The sequence below is a fragment of the Acidovorax sp. M2(2025) genome, assembly GCF_049330835.1.
GTDB lineage: Bacteria > Pseudomonadota > Gammaproteobacteria > Burkholderiales > Burkholderiaceae_C > Acidovorax.
The window spans coordinates 3,483,117-3,497,995 of the sequence record NZ_CP186262.1; the positions used below are offsets into that span (position 1 = coordinate 3,483,117).

Sequence of the window (14,879 nt, forward strand, 5' to 3'; positions counted from 1 at the left end):
CGGCAGCGCGGAGTGCTTGGCGAGGGCCACAAAGATGTTTGTTGTCACCGGGGTCAGAAGCATCACTCGTGCTCCTTGCGCGGCGCGGCCAGCACGGGGTGTGCGGTGCCGCCACTGCCAGGCGTGTGCGAGATGGGCGCCACGTGCGCACCATGCTCCACCAGCGGGCGGTTGCCCGCCAGCTTGCGCAGCAGCACGTAGAACACGGGCGTGAGGAACAGGCCGAAGGCCGTCACCCCGATCATCCCGGCGAACACCGCCACGCCCATGGCGCTGCGCATCTCGGCGCCCGCGCCGGTGGACAGCACCAGGGGCAGCACGCCCATCACGAAGGCCAGCGAGGTCATCAGGATGGGGCGCAGCCGCAGGCGGCTGGCCTCGATGGCGGCCTGCACGGGGGTGCGGCCGGCAAACTCCAGCTCGCGCGCAAACTCCACGATCAGGATGGCGTTCTTGGCCGACAGCCCCACCAGCACGATGAGCCCGATCTGCGTGAACACGTTGTTGTCGCCCTTGCTGAGCCACACGCCCGTCATCGCCGCCAGCAGGCCCATGGGCACGATCAGGATGATGGCGATGGGCAGCGTCAGGCTTTCGTACTGCGCGGCCAGCACCAGGAACACCAGCAGGATGGCCAGCGGGAACACCAGCACGGCGGAGTTGCCGGCCAGAATTTCCTGGTACGTCAGCTCGGTCCATTCGAACGTGATGCCGGGCGGCAGCGTCTCGGCGGCGATGCGCTCCACGGCGGCCTGCGCCTGGCCCGACGAGAAGCCGGGCGCGGGCCCGCCGCTCACGTCGGCCGACAGGAAGCCGTTGTAGCGCATGGCGCGCTCCGGGCCAAAGCTGGGCTCGATCTTCATCAGCGCCGACAGCGGCACCATCTCGCCGGTGGTGGAGCGCACCTTGAGCAGCGCCACGTCCTCGGCCCGCGCACGGTACGAGGCATCGGCCTGCGCGCGCACGCTGTAGGTGCGGCCGAACTGGTTGAAGTCGTTCACGTACAGGCTGCCCAGGTAGATCTGCAGCGTCTCGAAGATGTCCGTCACCGGCACACCCAGCTGGCGCGCCTTGGTGCGGTCGATGTTGGCGTACAGCTGCGGCACGTTGACCTGCCAGCTCGTGAACAGGCCGGCCAGCTCGGGCGTCTGGTAGGCCTTGCCCATGAAGGCCTTCACGGCCGCATCCATGGCCTCGTAGCCCAGCGACGCGCGGTCCTCGATCTGCAGCTTGAAGCCGCCGGTCGTGCCCAGGCCTGCCACGGGGGGCGGCGGGAACATGGCGATGAAGGCGTCCTGGATGCTGCCGAACGCCTGGTTCAACTGGCCGGCCACGGCCCCGCCGCTCTGGTCGGCGCGGGTGCGCTCAGCAAAGGGCTTGAGCGACACGAACACGATGCCGGAGTTGGAGCTGTTGGTGAAGCCGTTGATCGACAGGCCCGGGAAGGCGATGGCGTCTTCCACGTTCGGGTTCTGCTTGACGATGTCGCCCATCCGGCGGATCACGTCCTCGGTGCGGTCCAGCGTGGCGCCGTCGGGCAGCTGCGCAAAGCCCACCAGGTACTGCTTGTCCTGCGCGGGCACGAAGCCGCCGGGCACAATCTTGAACAGGCCCCAGGTGGCGAACACCAGCGCGCCATAGATGGCCAGCATCAGCGCCTTGCGGCCGATGACCCGCTGCACGCCGCCGCTGTATGCCTGAGAGCCGCGGTGGAACACACGGTTGAAGCGGCGGAAGAACCCGCCCAGCACCTTGTCCATGCCGCGCGTGAGCGCATCCTTGGGCTCATCGTGGCCGCGCAGCAAGAGCGCGGACAGCGCCGGCGACAAGGTCAGCGAGTTGATGGCCGAGATCACCGTGGAGATCGCAATCGTCACCGCGAACTGGCGGTAGAACTGGCCCGTGAGCCCGCTGATGAAGGCCAGCGGCACGAACACGGCCGTGAGCACCAGCGCAATGGCGATGATGGGGCCGCTCACCTCGCGCATGGCGCGGTAGGTGGCCTCGCGCGGCGTCAGGCCCGCCTCAATGTTGCGCTCCACGTTCTCCACCACCACGATGGCGTCGTCCACCACGATGCCGATGGCCAGCACCAGGCCGAACAGGCTCAATGCGTTGATCGAGAAGCCCAGCAGGTGCAGCACGGCGAACGTGCCCACCACCGACACGGGCACGGCCAGCAGCGGGATGATGGACGCGCGCCAGGTCTGCAGGAACAGGATCACCACGATCACCACCAGCACGATGGCTTCCAGCAGCGTCTGGATCACGGACTTGATGGAGGCCCGCACGAACTGCGTGGGGTCGTAGGCGATGCGGAACTCCACGCCCTCGGGCATGTTCTTCTGCAGCTCGTCCATGGTCTTGCGCACGTTGGCCGAGATGTCCAGCGCGTTGGAGCCCGGCGCCTGGAACACGCCCATGCCCACGGCCGGGTCGTTGTTGAGCAGCGAGCGCAGCGAATAGTCGGCCGCGCCCAGCTCCAGGCGTGCGATGTCGCGCAGGCGGGTCACGGCGCCATCGGTGCCGGTCTTGACGATGATGTCGCCAAACTCTTCCTCGGTCGTGAGGCGGCCCTGCGCGTTGATGGACAGTTGCAGGTCCACGCCGGGCAGGCCGGGCGACGCGCCCACCACGCCGGCCGCGGCCTGCACGTTCTGGCCGCGGATGGCGGCCACCACGTCGCTGGCCGAGAGGCCGCGCTGCGCGACCTTCTGCGGGTCCAGCCAGACGCGCATGGAATAGTCGCCACCGCCAAAGACCTGCACCTGGCCCACGCCCTGGATGCGCGCCAGGCGGTCCTTCACGTTGAGCACCGCGTAGTTGCGCAGGTAGTCGATGTCGTAGCGGTTGTTGGGCGAGACCAGGTGGACCACCATGGTCAGGTCCGGCGCGCTCTTCACGGTGGTCACGCCCAGGCGGCGCACTTCCTCGGGCAGGCGCGGCTCGGCCTGCGAGACGCGGTTCTGCACCAGCTGCTGGGCCTTGTCGGGGTCGGTGCCCAGCGCAAACGTCACCGTGAGCGTCATCACGCCGTCGGTGGTGGCCTGGCTGCCCATGTAGAGCATGCCTTCCACGCCGTTGATGGATTCCTCCAGCGGCGTGGCCACGGTCTCGGCAATCACCTTGGGATTGGCGCCCGGGTACTGGGCGCGCACCACCACCGAGGGCGGCGCCACCTCAGGGTACTCGGAGATGGGCAGGCCGCGCAGCGCGATCAGCCCGGCCAGAAAGATGAGCACCGACAGCACCCCCGCAAAGATGGGGCGGTCGATGAAAAAGCGGGATAAGTTCATGGATGCAAATTCCTGCTGTCGCTGCCGCTCACGCGGCGGGCGACTTGGCTGCGTTCTTGGCTTGCTTGGGGTCGCTGTCCAACTCGGCCTTGGCGGCCATGGGCACCGGCTGGGGCGCCACCACGGCACCGGGGCGCACGCGCTGCAGGCCGTTGACGACGATGTTCTCGCCTGCCTTCAGCCCCGAGGTGACCACGCGCAGCCCGTCGATGGGCGCGCCCAGCGTGACCTCGCGGTACTCGGCCTTGTTGCCCTCGCCCACCACCATCACGAACTTCTTGTTCTGGTCGGTGCCCACGGCGCGCTCGTTGATGAGCAGCGCCTGGCTCTCACGCGCCTGGCCCATGCGGATGCGCGCAAACTGGCCGGGAATGAGGGCGCCGTCCTCGTTGTCGAACACGGCGCGCACACGCACGGTGCCGCTCTTGGCGTCCACCTGGTTGTCGATGAGCTGCAGGCGGCCCGCGTGGGGCGTGCCGCCCGAGGTGCCGGTGCCCATCTGCACTGGAATGCGCTCGATGAGCTGGCGGGCGCTGTGCCCCCGGGCGCCGCTTTGCAGGTCTTGCAACGCCTTCACCACGATCTGCTCGTCGGTGTCAAAGCTGGCGTAGATGGGGCTCACGGACACCAGCGTGGTCAGCACCGGCGCGCCGGCGCCCGAGCCCACCAGGTTGCCCACGGTGACTTCGATGCGGCCCACGCGGCCCGCAATGGGCGCGCGCACCTGGGTGTACGACAGGTTCAGCTTGGCCGTCTGCAGCGCGGCCTGGGCGGCGCGCAGGTTGGCATCGGCCTCGCGCTGGGCGTTCTGGCGCTCGTCGTGCTCGCGCTGGGCGATGGCCTTGTCTTCCAGCAGGCGCGTGGCGCGCTCCAGCTCGCTGCGGGTGTACGACAGGCGCGCCTGCGCGGCCACCACCTGGGCCTCGGCGCGGTCCACCTCGGCGGCATAGGGGGCCGGGTCCACGGTCACCAGCAGGTCGCCCTGCTTGACGAGCGAGCCTTCGCGGAAATGCACGGCCTGCACCGCGCCGGAGACGCGGGGGCGCACGTCCACCCGCTGCACGGCTTCCAGCCGGCCGGAGAACTCGTCCCACAGCGCAATGTCCTTTTGCACCACGGCCGCCACGGACACCGGCATGGCGGGCGGCGCGGCGGCCTCGCCATTGGCCTGGGCCGTGGGCGACTGGAAGACGAGGACCAGCGCAGCGACGGCGGCCGTCACGGCGGTGGCGAGGGTGGCCAGGCCCAGGGGGCGGCTCTTTTGGGAAAGCGGTTGAGAGTTCATGGTCATGGCAGTCAATCGTTAAGGCCCGCCACCTGGCGGGCCGGAAGGTTGAGGCCCGCCGCCATGGCGGGCCGGGAGGGGCAGGTTCCGCACCCGGCAACGGCCGGGACACGGGGCGCCACCGGGTCAGCGGGAGCGGCGCGGGCGCAGTCTCCGCATTGACACGGTGAAAGAGTCAAGCGCCGGCGCGGTGGCCGGTAGCGCTGCAGCGACACAGGCCATGGCGGGCCGTGGCCGAAGAAGAAAAGCGAAATGCAGGGCTCATGCGGTGATGTCCTCCGTGTTGTTGGCGTCAGTAACCCCGGCGCGCCGGCTTGTGGACGGCGCGCTTGGAAAGATGCGGGCAAGGCAACGCCCTCCGGCACGGCAGGCCAGAAAATGCGTCAGGAAACCAGGGATGGCAGGTGGGGAGGCCGCAGTATCAAACCTCAACTCAAGTTGAGGTCAAGCACTTTCTGCGGCCGGGGTCTCTCTCAGGAAGGCACCGGACATCGGGTGGCCTCGAAGAACCGTCGAAACTGGTCCTGGGCCGCGGCCGCGCAAGGGCATTCGTGCGCGCCGGTCTGCAGCAGGGCATCGGGCCACTGCGCCACCTTCGAAAACACATGGCAGGTGACCTCCAGCCCCGCGGCCTTGAGCCGCGCGGCGTACGCCACGGCTTCGTCATGCATGGGGTCGGTGTCCCCCACCAGAATCAGCGTCGGGGGCAGGCTTGCCAGGCGGAGCGCACCCGCGGGCACGGCATAGGGATGCTCGGCATCGCGCGGCCCACGCAGGAAATTGGCCCAGCCTTCGGCCCACTTGCAGCCCGTGGCATGCCCCGTCGCTTCGCGCAGCGAGGCCGTGCCCACGCAGGGGTCCAGCATGGGCGACAGCAGGATCTGCCCGGCCAGCGGCGGGTGCGACTGGTCGCGCGCCATCAGGCCCACCGCCGCCGCCAGGTTGCCGCCGGCCTCCTCGCCCGCCAGGTACACCTGCGCGCCCTGCCCCGCCAGCTTGGCCCGGTGGCGGTACACCCACTTGAGCACCTCGTAGCCCGTGTTGACGGGTTGCGGAAACGGCGTCAGCGGATACGCCACCGAGACCACCACCGCGCCAGCCCCTTCGAGCATGGTGGCCACGGTGCAGCCGTTGTCCAGGTCGCCCGACACGAAGGCGCCGCCATGGAAGTGCACCACCACGGGCGCCACCGGATCGGTCTTTTTCTTCTTCTTGCGGCCGTACATGCGCACCGCCACCTCTTCGCCGGAATCCACGGCAATGGAGGTATCCGCGCAAAGGGTCGCGGGTGCTGACGCGGGGCCGCAGGCGGCAGCGTCGGCAAGCGGCGGCGGCGAAGAGGTCGGGCGGTCGGGCTCCATGGCATGGGTCCAGTGGGTTGACGATGGATGGAATGTAGCGGCTTGCGGCCGCGGGATATACCCGTTGAAACACCACCGCACTGTTTCCAAACGGCTAACAATTGGCGGCGCTTCGCGTGTGAGAATTCTTCGGCACTCACGGGTGAGTGCTGCAGTTCCCAGATTCAAGGAGAAGCCATGGACCAGATACAGGCCATGCGCATATTCGTGCGGGTGGTGGAGGCCGGCACGTTCACACGGGCGGCCGATTCGCTCTCGCTGCCCAAAGCCACGGTGACCAAGCATGTCCAGGCGCTGGAGGCGCGCCTGCGCGTGAAGCTGCTCAACCGCACGACACGCCGCGTGACGGTGACCGCCGATGGCGCGGCCTACTACGACCGCACGGTGCGCCTGCTGACGGACCTGGACGACATCGAGGCCAGCATGACCAACGCGCGCGCCAACCCGCGCGGACGGCTGCGGGTGGACGTGGGCACCTCGGTGGCGCAGCTGCTCATCATTCCCAACCTGGCGGAGTTCCACGCCCGCTATCCCGACATCCAGATGGACCTGGGGGTCAGCGACCGCATCGTGGACCTCATCGGAGACAACGTGGACTGCGTGATCCGCGGCGGCGAGCTGAGCGACCAGTCGCTCGTGGCGCGGCGGGTGGGCAACCTGGAGTTCATCACCGTGGCGTCCCCCGACTACCTGGCGCGCAAGGGCACGCCCGGCCATCCGCTGGAGATCGAGGAGAAGCACAGCAGCCTGCTGTACTTCTCGCCGCACTCCGGGCGGCACTACCCGCTGGAGTTCCGCAAGGACGCTGAGGCCATCGACATCTCGGGCCCGTACCAGCTGAGCGTGAACGAAGCCAATGCCTATGTCACCGCCATCCTGGCGGGGCTGGGCGTCGGCCAGATCACCAGCTACCAGGCCGAGCGCCATCTGCAAAGCGGTGCGCTGGTGCAACTGCTGCCCGAGTGGAAGCAGCCGCCGCTGCCGGTCTACGTGGTGTACCCGCCCAACCGCCACCTCAGCGCCAAGGTGCGGGCCTTTGTGGACTGGACGGCGGAGCTCTTCCAGCGCGAGGCGCACTTGCAGCGAGCAAACTGACGCCCCTGGGCCGCTTCGCGCCTTCCCTGGGATAGACGCCACGCGTGGCTTGGCCAAGCCAGTTCCGCTGGGGCACGCGTGAGGGTCACGCCCGCTGCACGCGAGCTGAGACTGCACCCGGGCCGTGGCCACCTTCTCAGTCTGTATGCTTGCAGCCATGAGCACGCCCGAGACCCCGCCCCCCGCCCCGCCGGCCAGCCAGCCCGCTCAGCCCCGCAACCCGCTGCACGGCGTGACGCTGGAGGCCATGGTGGTGGCGCTGTCGGCCCATTTCGGCTGGAAAGAGCTGGGCCAGCGCATCCCGGTCCGCTGCTTCCAGAGCGACCCCAGCGTCAGCTCCAGCCTGAAGTTCCTGCGCAAGACGCCCTGGGCGCGCGAGAAGGTGGAAAGCCTGTACCTCTTCATGCTGCGCGAGCAGCGGCGCAACGGGCCGCGCTGACACCGCGCCGGCCGCGGCAGGCCTGCCCCACAGCCCCGGCTGGCCCGGCCCTCAGTCCTGGAACACCACCGCCGGCTTCGCGCGCCGGTCCACCTGCAGGCTGAACACATCGGGCCGGGCATAGTGGCCGACCACGTCGAAGTCGTAGCGGGCCCGCACCAGCTCGTCCAGGTCGATCTCCGCCGCCAGCAAGCCGGGCTGGCCTTGCAGCGGGCCGGCCAGCACCTCGCCCAGCGGGCCCACGATCACGCTGTTGCCGCGGATCAGCGGGCGGTCGGCATCCCAGCCCGGGACGTCCATCCCCAGCGCCCGGGGCGAGGGCTGCACCTGGCAGGCGCTGATCACGAAGCACCGCCCTTCATGGGCGATATGGCGCATGGAGCATTGCCAGATGTCGCGCTCGTCCACCGTCGGCGCGCACCAGACCTGCACGCCCTGGGCGTACATGGCGGTGCGCAGCAGCGGCATGTGGTTCTCCCAGCAGATCGCGCCGCCCACCCGGCCCGCCGCCGACTCGATGACCGGCAGCGTGGAGCCGTCGCCCATGCCCCAGATCAGGCGCTCCGTGCCGGTGGGCATGAGCTTGCGGTGCTTGGCGACCAGGCCCTTGTCGGGGTCGAAATACAGGGCCGTGCAGTACAGCGTGCTGCCGGCACGCTCGATCACCCCCAGCACCAGCGTGGCGCGGGTGCGGGCGGACAGCTCGGCCAGGGCCTGCGTCTCGGGCCCTGGCACGTCGATGGCGCCCGCGTGGTAGCGGGCAAACGCCTCGCGCCCTTCGGGCAGGCGGTAGCCCAGGCGCGTGCCAAAGATCTCGCCCTTGGGGTAGCCGCCCAGCAACGCCTCGGGCAGGACCACCAGGCGCGCGCCCACGGCCTTGATATCGGCTTCGTACGCGAGGATGTCCGCCAGCGTCTGCTGCGTTCCGCGGGGTGATGCGCCCATCTGCAGGGCGGCAACGGTGGTCAGGGTCATGTTCGGGGCTCCGGTCCAGGTAGCAAGAAAAGTCACACAGCCGCCAGTGTTCCCAAGCCCCTAAGATTCATCAACGCCCCCTCATTGCTAATTGATATGAACGGTATTGATATCGGCTTCGACCTGAATGTCCTGCGCGTTTTCGAGGCCCTGCACGAAGAAGGCAGCGCCACGCGGGCGGCCTTGCGGCTGGGCGTGACGCAATCGGCCGTGAGCGCCGCCCTGGCCCGCCTGCGCCGCGTCTATGGCGACCCGCTGTTCACCCGCACGGGGCGCGGGCTGGCCCCCACCTTGCGGGCGCAGGAGCTCAAGCCCGTCATCAGCGAGGCACTCAACAAATGCCGCGAGAGCCTGGCCCTGGGGGCCGCGCCGGCGGCGCGCTACCAGGGCCGCTCCGTGGTGATCGGCATGTCGGATGATTTCGAGATCGCCTGGGGGCCGGCACTCCTGCGCGCGGTGGCCCGGCGCGCGCCGGGCTTGCGCCTGGCGTTCCGCCAGACGCACAGCCAGATCGTGGCCGAGATGCTGATGGGCCGGGAGATCGACCTGGCCATCACCGCCGGGGGCCTGGCCACGCGCTGGCTCAGCCACGAGGCGCTGGGGGAAGGCGGCTATGCCTGCCTGATCGACCCCGAAGTTCCGCCCCCCGGGGACGCGGCCCCGGGCGCCGCGCACGCCCGTGCACGCAAGAGTGCGAAGAGTTCGGTGCGCAGCCTCTCCGTGGCCGACTATGTCCGCCGCGACCACGTGCTGGTCTCGTCGGGCGGATTCATCGGCGTGGTGGACGAGGTGCTGGCCGCGGCCGGGCACAAGCGCCGCGTGATCGCGTCGACCACGCATTTCGCGGCCCTGCCCCATTGGCTCAAGGGCACGCCCGCCGTGGCGACGCTGCCCGCCCATGCGGCCCATGCCATCGCGCAGATGAGCGGCCTGCAGGTGCTGCCCTGCCCCGTGGAGATGCCGCGCTTCGCCATCGAACTGGGCTGGCGCACCGACGCGCTGCGCGACTCCGCGATCGCCGACGTGCGCGCGGTGGTGGCCAGCCTGCGGCCGGCCGGGCGCTGACCGACGGCCGCCCTGGCGGCGAGGGCCGGGGCCTTCAGCGCCCGCCGGTCAGTCCGCCCCCAGGACCAGGAAGTCGCGGCTGATGCCGCCGCCCAGGTCGTTGACCCGGTCCAGGAACTGGGTGAGAAAGGCGTGCAGGCCGGTGGACAGGATCTCGTCGATGCGGCCGTACTGCAGGTCCGACAGCAGGCGCCCGGCGCGGCGCTGTGTTTCCGCCGACTGCTGGTTGGCCACCACCGCCAGGTTGTCCACCACCTCGCGCATGCAGGCGTGCAGCGAGCGCGGCATGTCCCGGCGCAGGATCAGCAGGTCGGCCACCCGCCCCGGGGTGATCACGTCGCGGTACACCTTGCGGTAGATCTCGAACGCCGAGACGCTGCGCAGGATGGCGCTCCAGTGGTAGAAGTCGTTTTCCTGGTTGCGTTCGTTCGCCCGGCCGAAAAAGTCGTTCTGCACGGCGTGGAACTTCACGTCCAGCAGGCGCGCCGTGTTGTCGGCCCGCTCCAGGAAGGTGCCCATGCGCAGGAAGTGAAAGGCCTCGTCCTGCAGCATGGTGCCCAGCACCACGCCGCGCGAGAGGTGCGAGCGGTATTTCACCCATTCGAAGAACTGGCCGGGGTCGCGCTCAAAAGCGCCGCCTTCGAGCTGGCGGTGCAGCTCCAGCCAGGTCTGGTTCTGCGTTTCCCACACCTCGGTGGTGAGCGCGCCGCGCACGGCGCGAGCGTTCTCGCGGGCTGCGCGCAGGCACGACAGGATGGACGACGGGTTGTTGCCGTCGCGCACCATGAACTCCAGCACCTTCTGGGGCGTCACGTCACCGTGCCGGGCGGTGTAGGCCGGGATCAGCTCGCTGATGGACAGCAGCCCTTCCCAGCCAGCCTGCGCCACGTCGGCAGACTGCGGCAGCAGCGAGGTGTCGTAGCTCACGTTGAGCATTCTTGCGGTGTTCTCTGCCCGCTCTGTATATCGGGACATCCAGAACAGATGATCGGCAGTGCGACTTAGCATTTTTTCTCCCCGGGCAGAGAACCCCGCGCGTGCTGCGCACGCTGGCTGTGTTGTAGCGAAACCCCGCCTTCGGCGGCGTTTTCAGCCCGCTCGGTGTAGCGAGACATCCAGAACAGATGGTCGGCGGTGCGGCTCAGCATGATTCGGTCCCTCCATTTCCCAGCACCCAGGTGTCCTTGGTCCCGCCGCCCTGGGACGAATTCACCACCAGCGATCCTTCCTGCAGCGCCACGCGGGTGAGGCCGCCGGCCACCATCTGCACCTCGCGGCCGCTGAGCACGAAGGGGCGCAGGTCGATGTGGCGCGGGGCGATGCCGCTGTCCACATAGGTGGGGCAGCTCGACAGGCTGAGCGTGGGCTGGGCGATGTAGCCCGACGGGTTGGCGATGAGCGCGCGGCGGAAGTCCTCGATCTCGGCCTGCGTCGCGGCCGGTCCGATGAGCATGCCGTAGCCGCCGGCGCCGTGGACCTCCTTGACCACCAGGTCCTTGAGGTTCGCCAGCACGTACTGCAGGTCGTCGGGCTTGCGGCACATCCAGGTGGGCACGTTCTTCAGGATGGGCTCCTCGCCCAGGTAGAAGCGGATCATCTCGGGCACGTAGGGGTACACGGACTTGTCGTCGGCCACGCCCGTGCCCACCGCGTTGCAGATGCCCACGTTGCCCGCGCGGTAGGCTTCCATCAGGCCATAGCAGCCCAGCGTGGAGTTGCTGCGGAAGACCTGCGGGTCCAGGAAGTCGTCGTCCACGCGGCGGTAGATCACGTCCACGCGCTGCAGGCCGCGCGTGGTGCGCATGTACACGAACTTGTCCTTGACCACCAGGTCCTGCCCTTCGACGAGTTCCACGCCCATCTGCTGCGCGAGGAAGGCGTGCTCGAAGTAGGCGCTGTTGTGCATGCCCGGCGTGAGCACCACCACGGTCGGCTCGTCGGTGGTGGCCGGCGCGCTGGCACGCAGCGTCTCGAGCAGCAGGTCGGGGTAGTGGGCCACGGGCGCCACCTTGTGCAGGCTGAACAGTTCGGGAAACAGCCGCATCATCATCTTGCGGTTTTCCAGCATGTAGCTCACGCCGCTGGGCACGCGCAGGTTGTCCTCCAGCACGTAGTACTCGCCGTCGCCCTGCGGGTTGGGTGCGCGCACGATGTCGATGCCGGCAATGTGGGCGTAGATGTTCTGGGGCACCTGCACGCCCGCCATCTCGCGCCGGTACTGCGCGTTGTTCAGGATGAGGTCGGCGGGCACGACGCCGGCTCGGATGATGTCCTGCCCGTGGTAGACGTCGTGGATGAAGCGGTTGAGGGCCGTGACGCGCTGCACCAGCCCTTGCTGCATGCTGCTCCACTCGTGCGCGGGGATGATGCGGGGGATGAGATCGAACGGGATGAGCCGCTCGTTGCCGGCCCCGCCCTCGTCCTTGGCGCCATAGACGGCAAAGGTGATGCCCACGCGCCGGAAGATCATCTCGGCCTCGGCCCTGCGGGCCTGCATCACGTCAGGGGGCTGTTTGCTCAACCACTGCGCATAGCGCTTGTAGTGTTCACGCACATCGCTGCCATCGAAAGGCAGCATGGCGTACATCTCATCAAATTTCTGCATGAACTGGCCTCCTGCAGACAGGATAGCAAGTTGTGCGCCCACCCCTTTTTTTACTCCGGCATTCGCGCGGGCGGCCTGCGCAGCGGCTACCGGCCGGGCGTGCTGCGCGGCGGCAGGCGGTGTTGCCAGTAGCGCGGGTTCAGGTCGCGTTCGCAACCGACTTCGGCGGGTTGCTGCGACGACCATGCCGCGGCGCCGCAGCGCGCCGAGTCCACCACGGCGATGCCCAGCGCGTCGTAGCGCGCCAGCACATCGGCCGCTGGGTGGCCAAAGCGGTTGCGGTAGCCCGACTGCACCAAAGCGGTGCGCGGCTGGACCGCCTGCAGAAACGCCGGGGTCGACGATGTCTTGCTGCCGTGGTGGGGCACCAGCAGCAGGTCTGCGCGCACGCTGGCGCCGCGCGCCAGCAGGGCCTGCTCCTGCGCGGCCTCGATGTCCCCCACCAGCAGGGCCACCGGCGCGGGCGCCGCGCCCTGCGCCGCCGCCTCCATGCGCAGCACGCAGCTCAGGGTGTTGGGGCGCGGTGCGGCGCTGGCAGCATCCGGCGCCAGCGGGTGGAGCACCTCGAACCGCACGCCGTCCCAGGTCCATTGCTGCCCTGCCACGCAGGGGGTGGCGGGCCGCAGCGCCTGCAGGGCGCTGTCGGCGCCGATCGACCCGCTGAGCGCGGCCTGCGGCTGCTGCGCCAGCACCGCGGCGGCCCCGCCCGTGTGGTCCGCATCGCGGTGGCTGAGCATGACCAGGTCGAGCCGCACCCCCAGCGCCCGCAGCAGCGGCACCAGCACGCGGTGGCCTGCGTCGCTCTCGCGGCTGAAGCGCGGCCCGGCGTCGTACAGCAGGGCATGCGTGGCGGTGCGGACCAGGACGGCGTTGCCCTGGCCGATGTCGGCAGCCATCAGCTCGACCTGTCCGGGCGCCGGCCGCGCGGGCTGCCAGGCCGCAACGGGCCACAGCAGCGGCAGGGCCAGCGCCCGCACGCGCCAGGGCACGGGCGCTGCCAGCAGGGCCCCGCCCGCCACGGCGCAGAGACCCGCCCACAGCGGCGCCGCGGGAAGAAACAGCACCGCCCAGGGCCATTGCGCCAGCCACTGCAGCAGCGCCGCCAGCGGCTGCAGGCTGAGGGCGGCGAGGCTCCACAGCGGCGCCCACAGCACCCCGCCCAGTGCCAGGGGCGTGACCACCAGCGTGACCCACGGAATGGCCGCCAGATTGGCCACAAAGCCCACCAGCGAGACCTGCCCGAACAGCAGCAACGTGAGCGGCGTGAGCGCCAGGGTCACCACCCACTGCTCCCGGACCAGCGCATAAAACCGGCCCCTGGCGCCCACTGGATCTGCGCCGGGAGCTATTGAATTGGTAGCAAACAGAATCCCCACGGCCACAAAGCTCAGCCAGAAGCCCGCCTGCTCCAGCGCCCACGGGTCGGCCACCACCACGGCCGCGCACGCCAGCAGCCAGACCTGGGGCCAGGGCCAGCGGCGGCCGCTGAGCTGCAGCAGGGCCACCACGGCCAGCATGATCACCGTGCGCTGCGCGGGCACGCCCCAGCCGCTGAACAGCGCGTACGCCGCCGCCAGCACCACGCCGGCCACCAGCGCCGCCGAGGGGGCCGGCACCGCCAGGCAGCAGCGCGTGGACCGGCGCCACAACGCCCCCACGGCCGCGGCGGCCAGCCAGGCAAACAGGGTGATGTGCAGGCCCGAGATGCTCATCAGGTGCGCCACGCCGGTGGCGCGGAACACGTCCCAGTCGGCACGGTCGATGGCGCGCTGGTCGCCCGTCACCAGGGCCGCCACCACGCCGGCAATCCGCATGCGGGCCGGATCGTCGCCATCGGCCTGCGCGCCGTCCAGGCGCTCCAGGATGGCGTCGCGCACGGCCTGCCGCGCCCGCTCCACCGGGTGGGTCCCGGTGGCCTCCAGCCGCTGCGGCGGCTCGTCTTTGGGGCCGGCGCGCACGTAGCCCGTGGCCTGCACGCCCTGCTCCCACATCCACAGCTCGAAATCAAACCCGTAGGGATTGCGCGCACCGTGCGGCGCCTTCAGCCGCACGGTCAGCGCCCAGCGCTCCCCGGCCACCAGCGCGGGGGGCTGGCGCTGCAGGTCGGCCATGCCCGCGGCGTCGCGGAACGGGCCGCCATACCAGGCCAGGTCGATGCGGTGCGGCAGCTGCACGGGGGCACCGTCCAGGGCCGCGGACTCCACGTCCAGGCGCAGGTGCGTGCCGGCCTCGTTGCGCTGCGGCATGGCGGCCACCACGCCGGTCACGCGCAGGTCCTTGCCCTCCAGCGCGGGCGCCAATCCGTCGCTGGCGTAGCCGACGGCGCGCAGGCCGGTCAGCGCAAACAGGGCCAGGAACCCCGCGCCCAGCGCCAGCACGCTGGCCGCCGCGGCTCTTCGCCCGGCTGCGGCCCCACGGCGCCGGGCCGCAGCCGCGCCCGCTACGGCCAGGCAGGCCGCGGCCAGCACCACGGCATAGGCCCACCCCGCCCAGAGCCTGGGCTGCTGCAGCTGCACCGCCGCGCCCGCCACGGCCCCCAGCAGCCAGGCCGCCGCCCACCACCCGCGTGCCGCGGGGGCCGTGGCCTCCGCCAGGGGCGGCCCGGCCTCTGCCACAGGCGGCGCGGCATTAGGGAGGCTTATGGTGGACATGGGGTAATGCTAAAGGGGGTGCGCCGCACCGGCCCGGTGGATTCTGCGCCGCCGGGTGTGTAACACTCCCCGCCACCCCGGCGCGGCGCCACCGTTTTTTCGCGCGC

At 70.0% G+C, this 14,879-nt stretch carries 11 protein-coding genes; 3 read left to right on the plus strand and 8 right to left on the minus strand.

Going from position 1 to position 14,879, the window contains the following annotated elements; translation table 11 throughout:
* Window positions 1-62: 62 nt before the first annotated feature.
* The 3 genes from ACOYR3_RS16095 to ACOYR3_RS16105 all read right to left on the minus strand — a co-directional run bounded on the left by ACOYR3_RS16095 (window position 63) and on the right by ACOYR3_RS16105 (window position 5,942).
* Window positions 63-3,296 (minus strand): efflux RND transporter permease subunit, encoded by a 3,234-nt coding sequence (locus tag ACOYR3_RS16095; RefSeq protein WP_422843333.1) that lies wholly within the window; start codon window positions 3,294-3,296, stop codon window positions 63-65.
* A gap of 28 nt (window positions 3,297-3,324) precedes the next feature.
* Window positions 3,325-4,581 (minus strand): efflux RND transporter periplasmic adaptor subunit, encoded by a 1,257-nt coding sequence (locus ACOYR3_RS16100; RefSeq protein ID WP_422843334.1) that lies wholly within the window; start codon window positions 4,579-4,581, stop codon window positions 3,325-3,327.
* Between the two features lie 473 nt (window positions 4,582-5,054).
* Complete coding sequence (locus tag ACOYR3_RS16105) at window positions 5,055-5,942, minus strand: alpha/beta hydrolase (RefSeq protein ID WP_422843335.1); 888 nt, start codon at window positions 5,940-5,942, stop codon at window positions 5,055-5,057.
* Between the two features lie 177 nt (window positions 5,943-6,119).
* Between ACOYR3_RS16105 and ACOYR3_RS16110 the strand changes: the two genes are divergently transcribed.
* Window positions 6,120-7,037 carry a LysR family transcriptional regulator gene (locus ACOYR3_RS16110; RefSeq protein ID WP_422843336.1) on the plus strand — a complete coding sequence of 306 codons (918 nt, stop codon included), beginning with the start codon at window positions 6,120-6,122 and terminating at the stop codon, window positions 7,035-7,037.
* A 157-nt stretch (window positions 7,038-7,194) separates the two neighbouring features.
* Complete coding sequence (locus ACOYR3_RS16115; protein WP_422843337.1) at window positions 7,195-7,476, plus strand: VF530 family DNA-binding protein; 282 nt, start codon at window positions 7,195-7,197, stop codon at window positions 7,474-7,476.
* Window positions 7,477-7,527: 51 nt separating this feature from the next.
* On the opposite strand, the gene ACOYR3_RS16120 is transcribed toward ACOYR3_RS16115, so the two are convergent.
* A complete protein-coding gene (locus tag ACOYR3_RS16120; protein WP_422843338.1) occupies window positions 7,528-8,451 on the minus strand; it encodes a carbon-nitrogen hydrolase family protein in 924 nt (307 codons plus the stop codon).
* 96 nt (window positions 8,452-8,547) lie between these two features.
* Between ACOYR3_RS16120 and ACOYR3_RS16125 the strand changes: the two genes are divergently transcribed.
* Window positions 8,548-9,516, plus strand: coding sequence for a LysR family transcriptional regulator (locus ACOYR3_RS16125; protein WP_422843339.1), 969 nt, complete (start codon window positions 8,548-8,550; stop codon window positions 9,514-9,516).
* 48 nt (window positions 9,517-9,564) lie between these two features.
* Here ACOYR3_RS16125 and ACOYR3_RS16130 read toward each other — a convergent pair whose 3' ends face one another.
* The 4 genes from ACOYR3_RS16130 to ACOYR3_RS16145 all read right to left on the minus strand — a co-directional run bounded on the left by ACOYR3_RS16130 (window position 9,565) and on the right by ACOYR3_RS16145 (window position 14,772).
* Entirely contained in the window at window positions 9,565-10,524 is a 960-nt protein-coding gene (locus ACOYR3_RS16130; protein ID WP_422843340.1) for an alpha-E domain-containing protein, read from the minus strand.
* The gene (locus ACOYR3_RS16135) at window positions 10,518-10,664 is read right to left on the minus strand and encodes an alpha-E domain-containing protein (protein WP_422843341.1); all 147 of its coding nucleotides are present in this window, start codon (window positions 10,662-10,664) and stop codon (window positions 10,518-10,520) included. Before ACOYR3_RS16135 ends, ACOYR3_RS16130 begins: the two co-directional genes overlap by 7 nt.
* The gene (locus tag ACOYR3_RS16140) at window positions 10,658-12,121 is read right to left on the minus strand and encodes a circularly permuted type 2 ATP-grasp protein (protein ID WP_422843342.1); all 1,464 of its coding nucleotides are present in this window, start codon (window positions 12,119-12,121) and stop codon (window positions 10,658-10,660) included. Before ACOYR3_RS16140 ends, ACOYR3_RS16135 begins: the two co-directional genes overlap by 7 nt.
* 86 nt (window positions 12,122-12,207) lie before the next feature.
* Complete coding sequence (locus ACOYR3_RS16145) at window positions 12,208-14,772, minus strand: DNA internalization-related competence protein ComEC/Rec2 (RefSeq protein ID WP_422843343.1); 2,565 nt, start codon at window positions 14,770-14,772, stop codon at window positions 12,208-12,210.
* Window positions 14,773-14,879 lie beyond the last annotated feature (107 nt).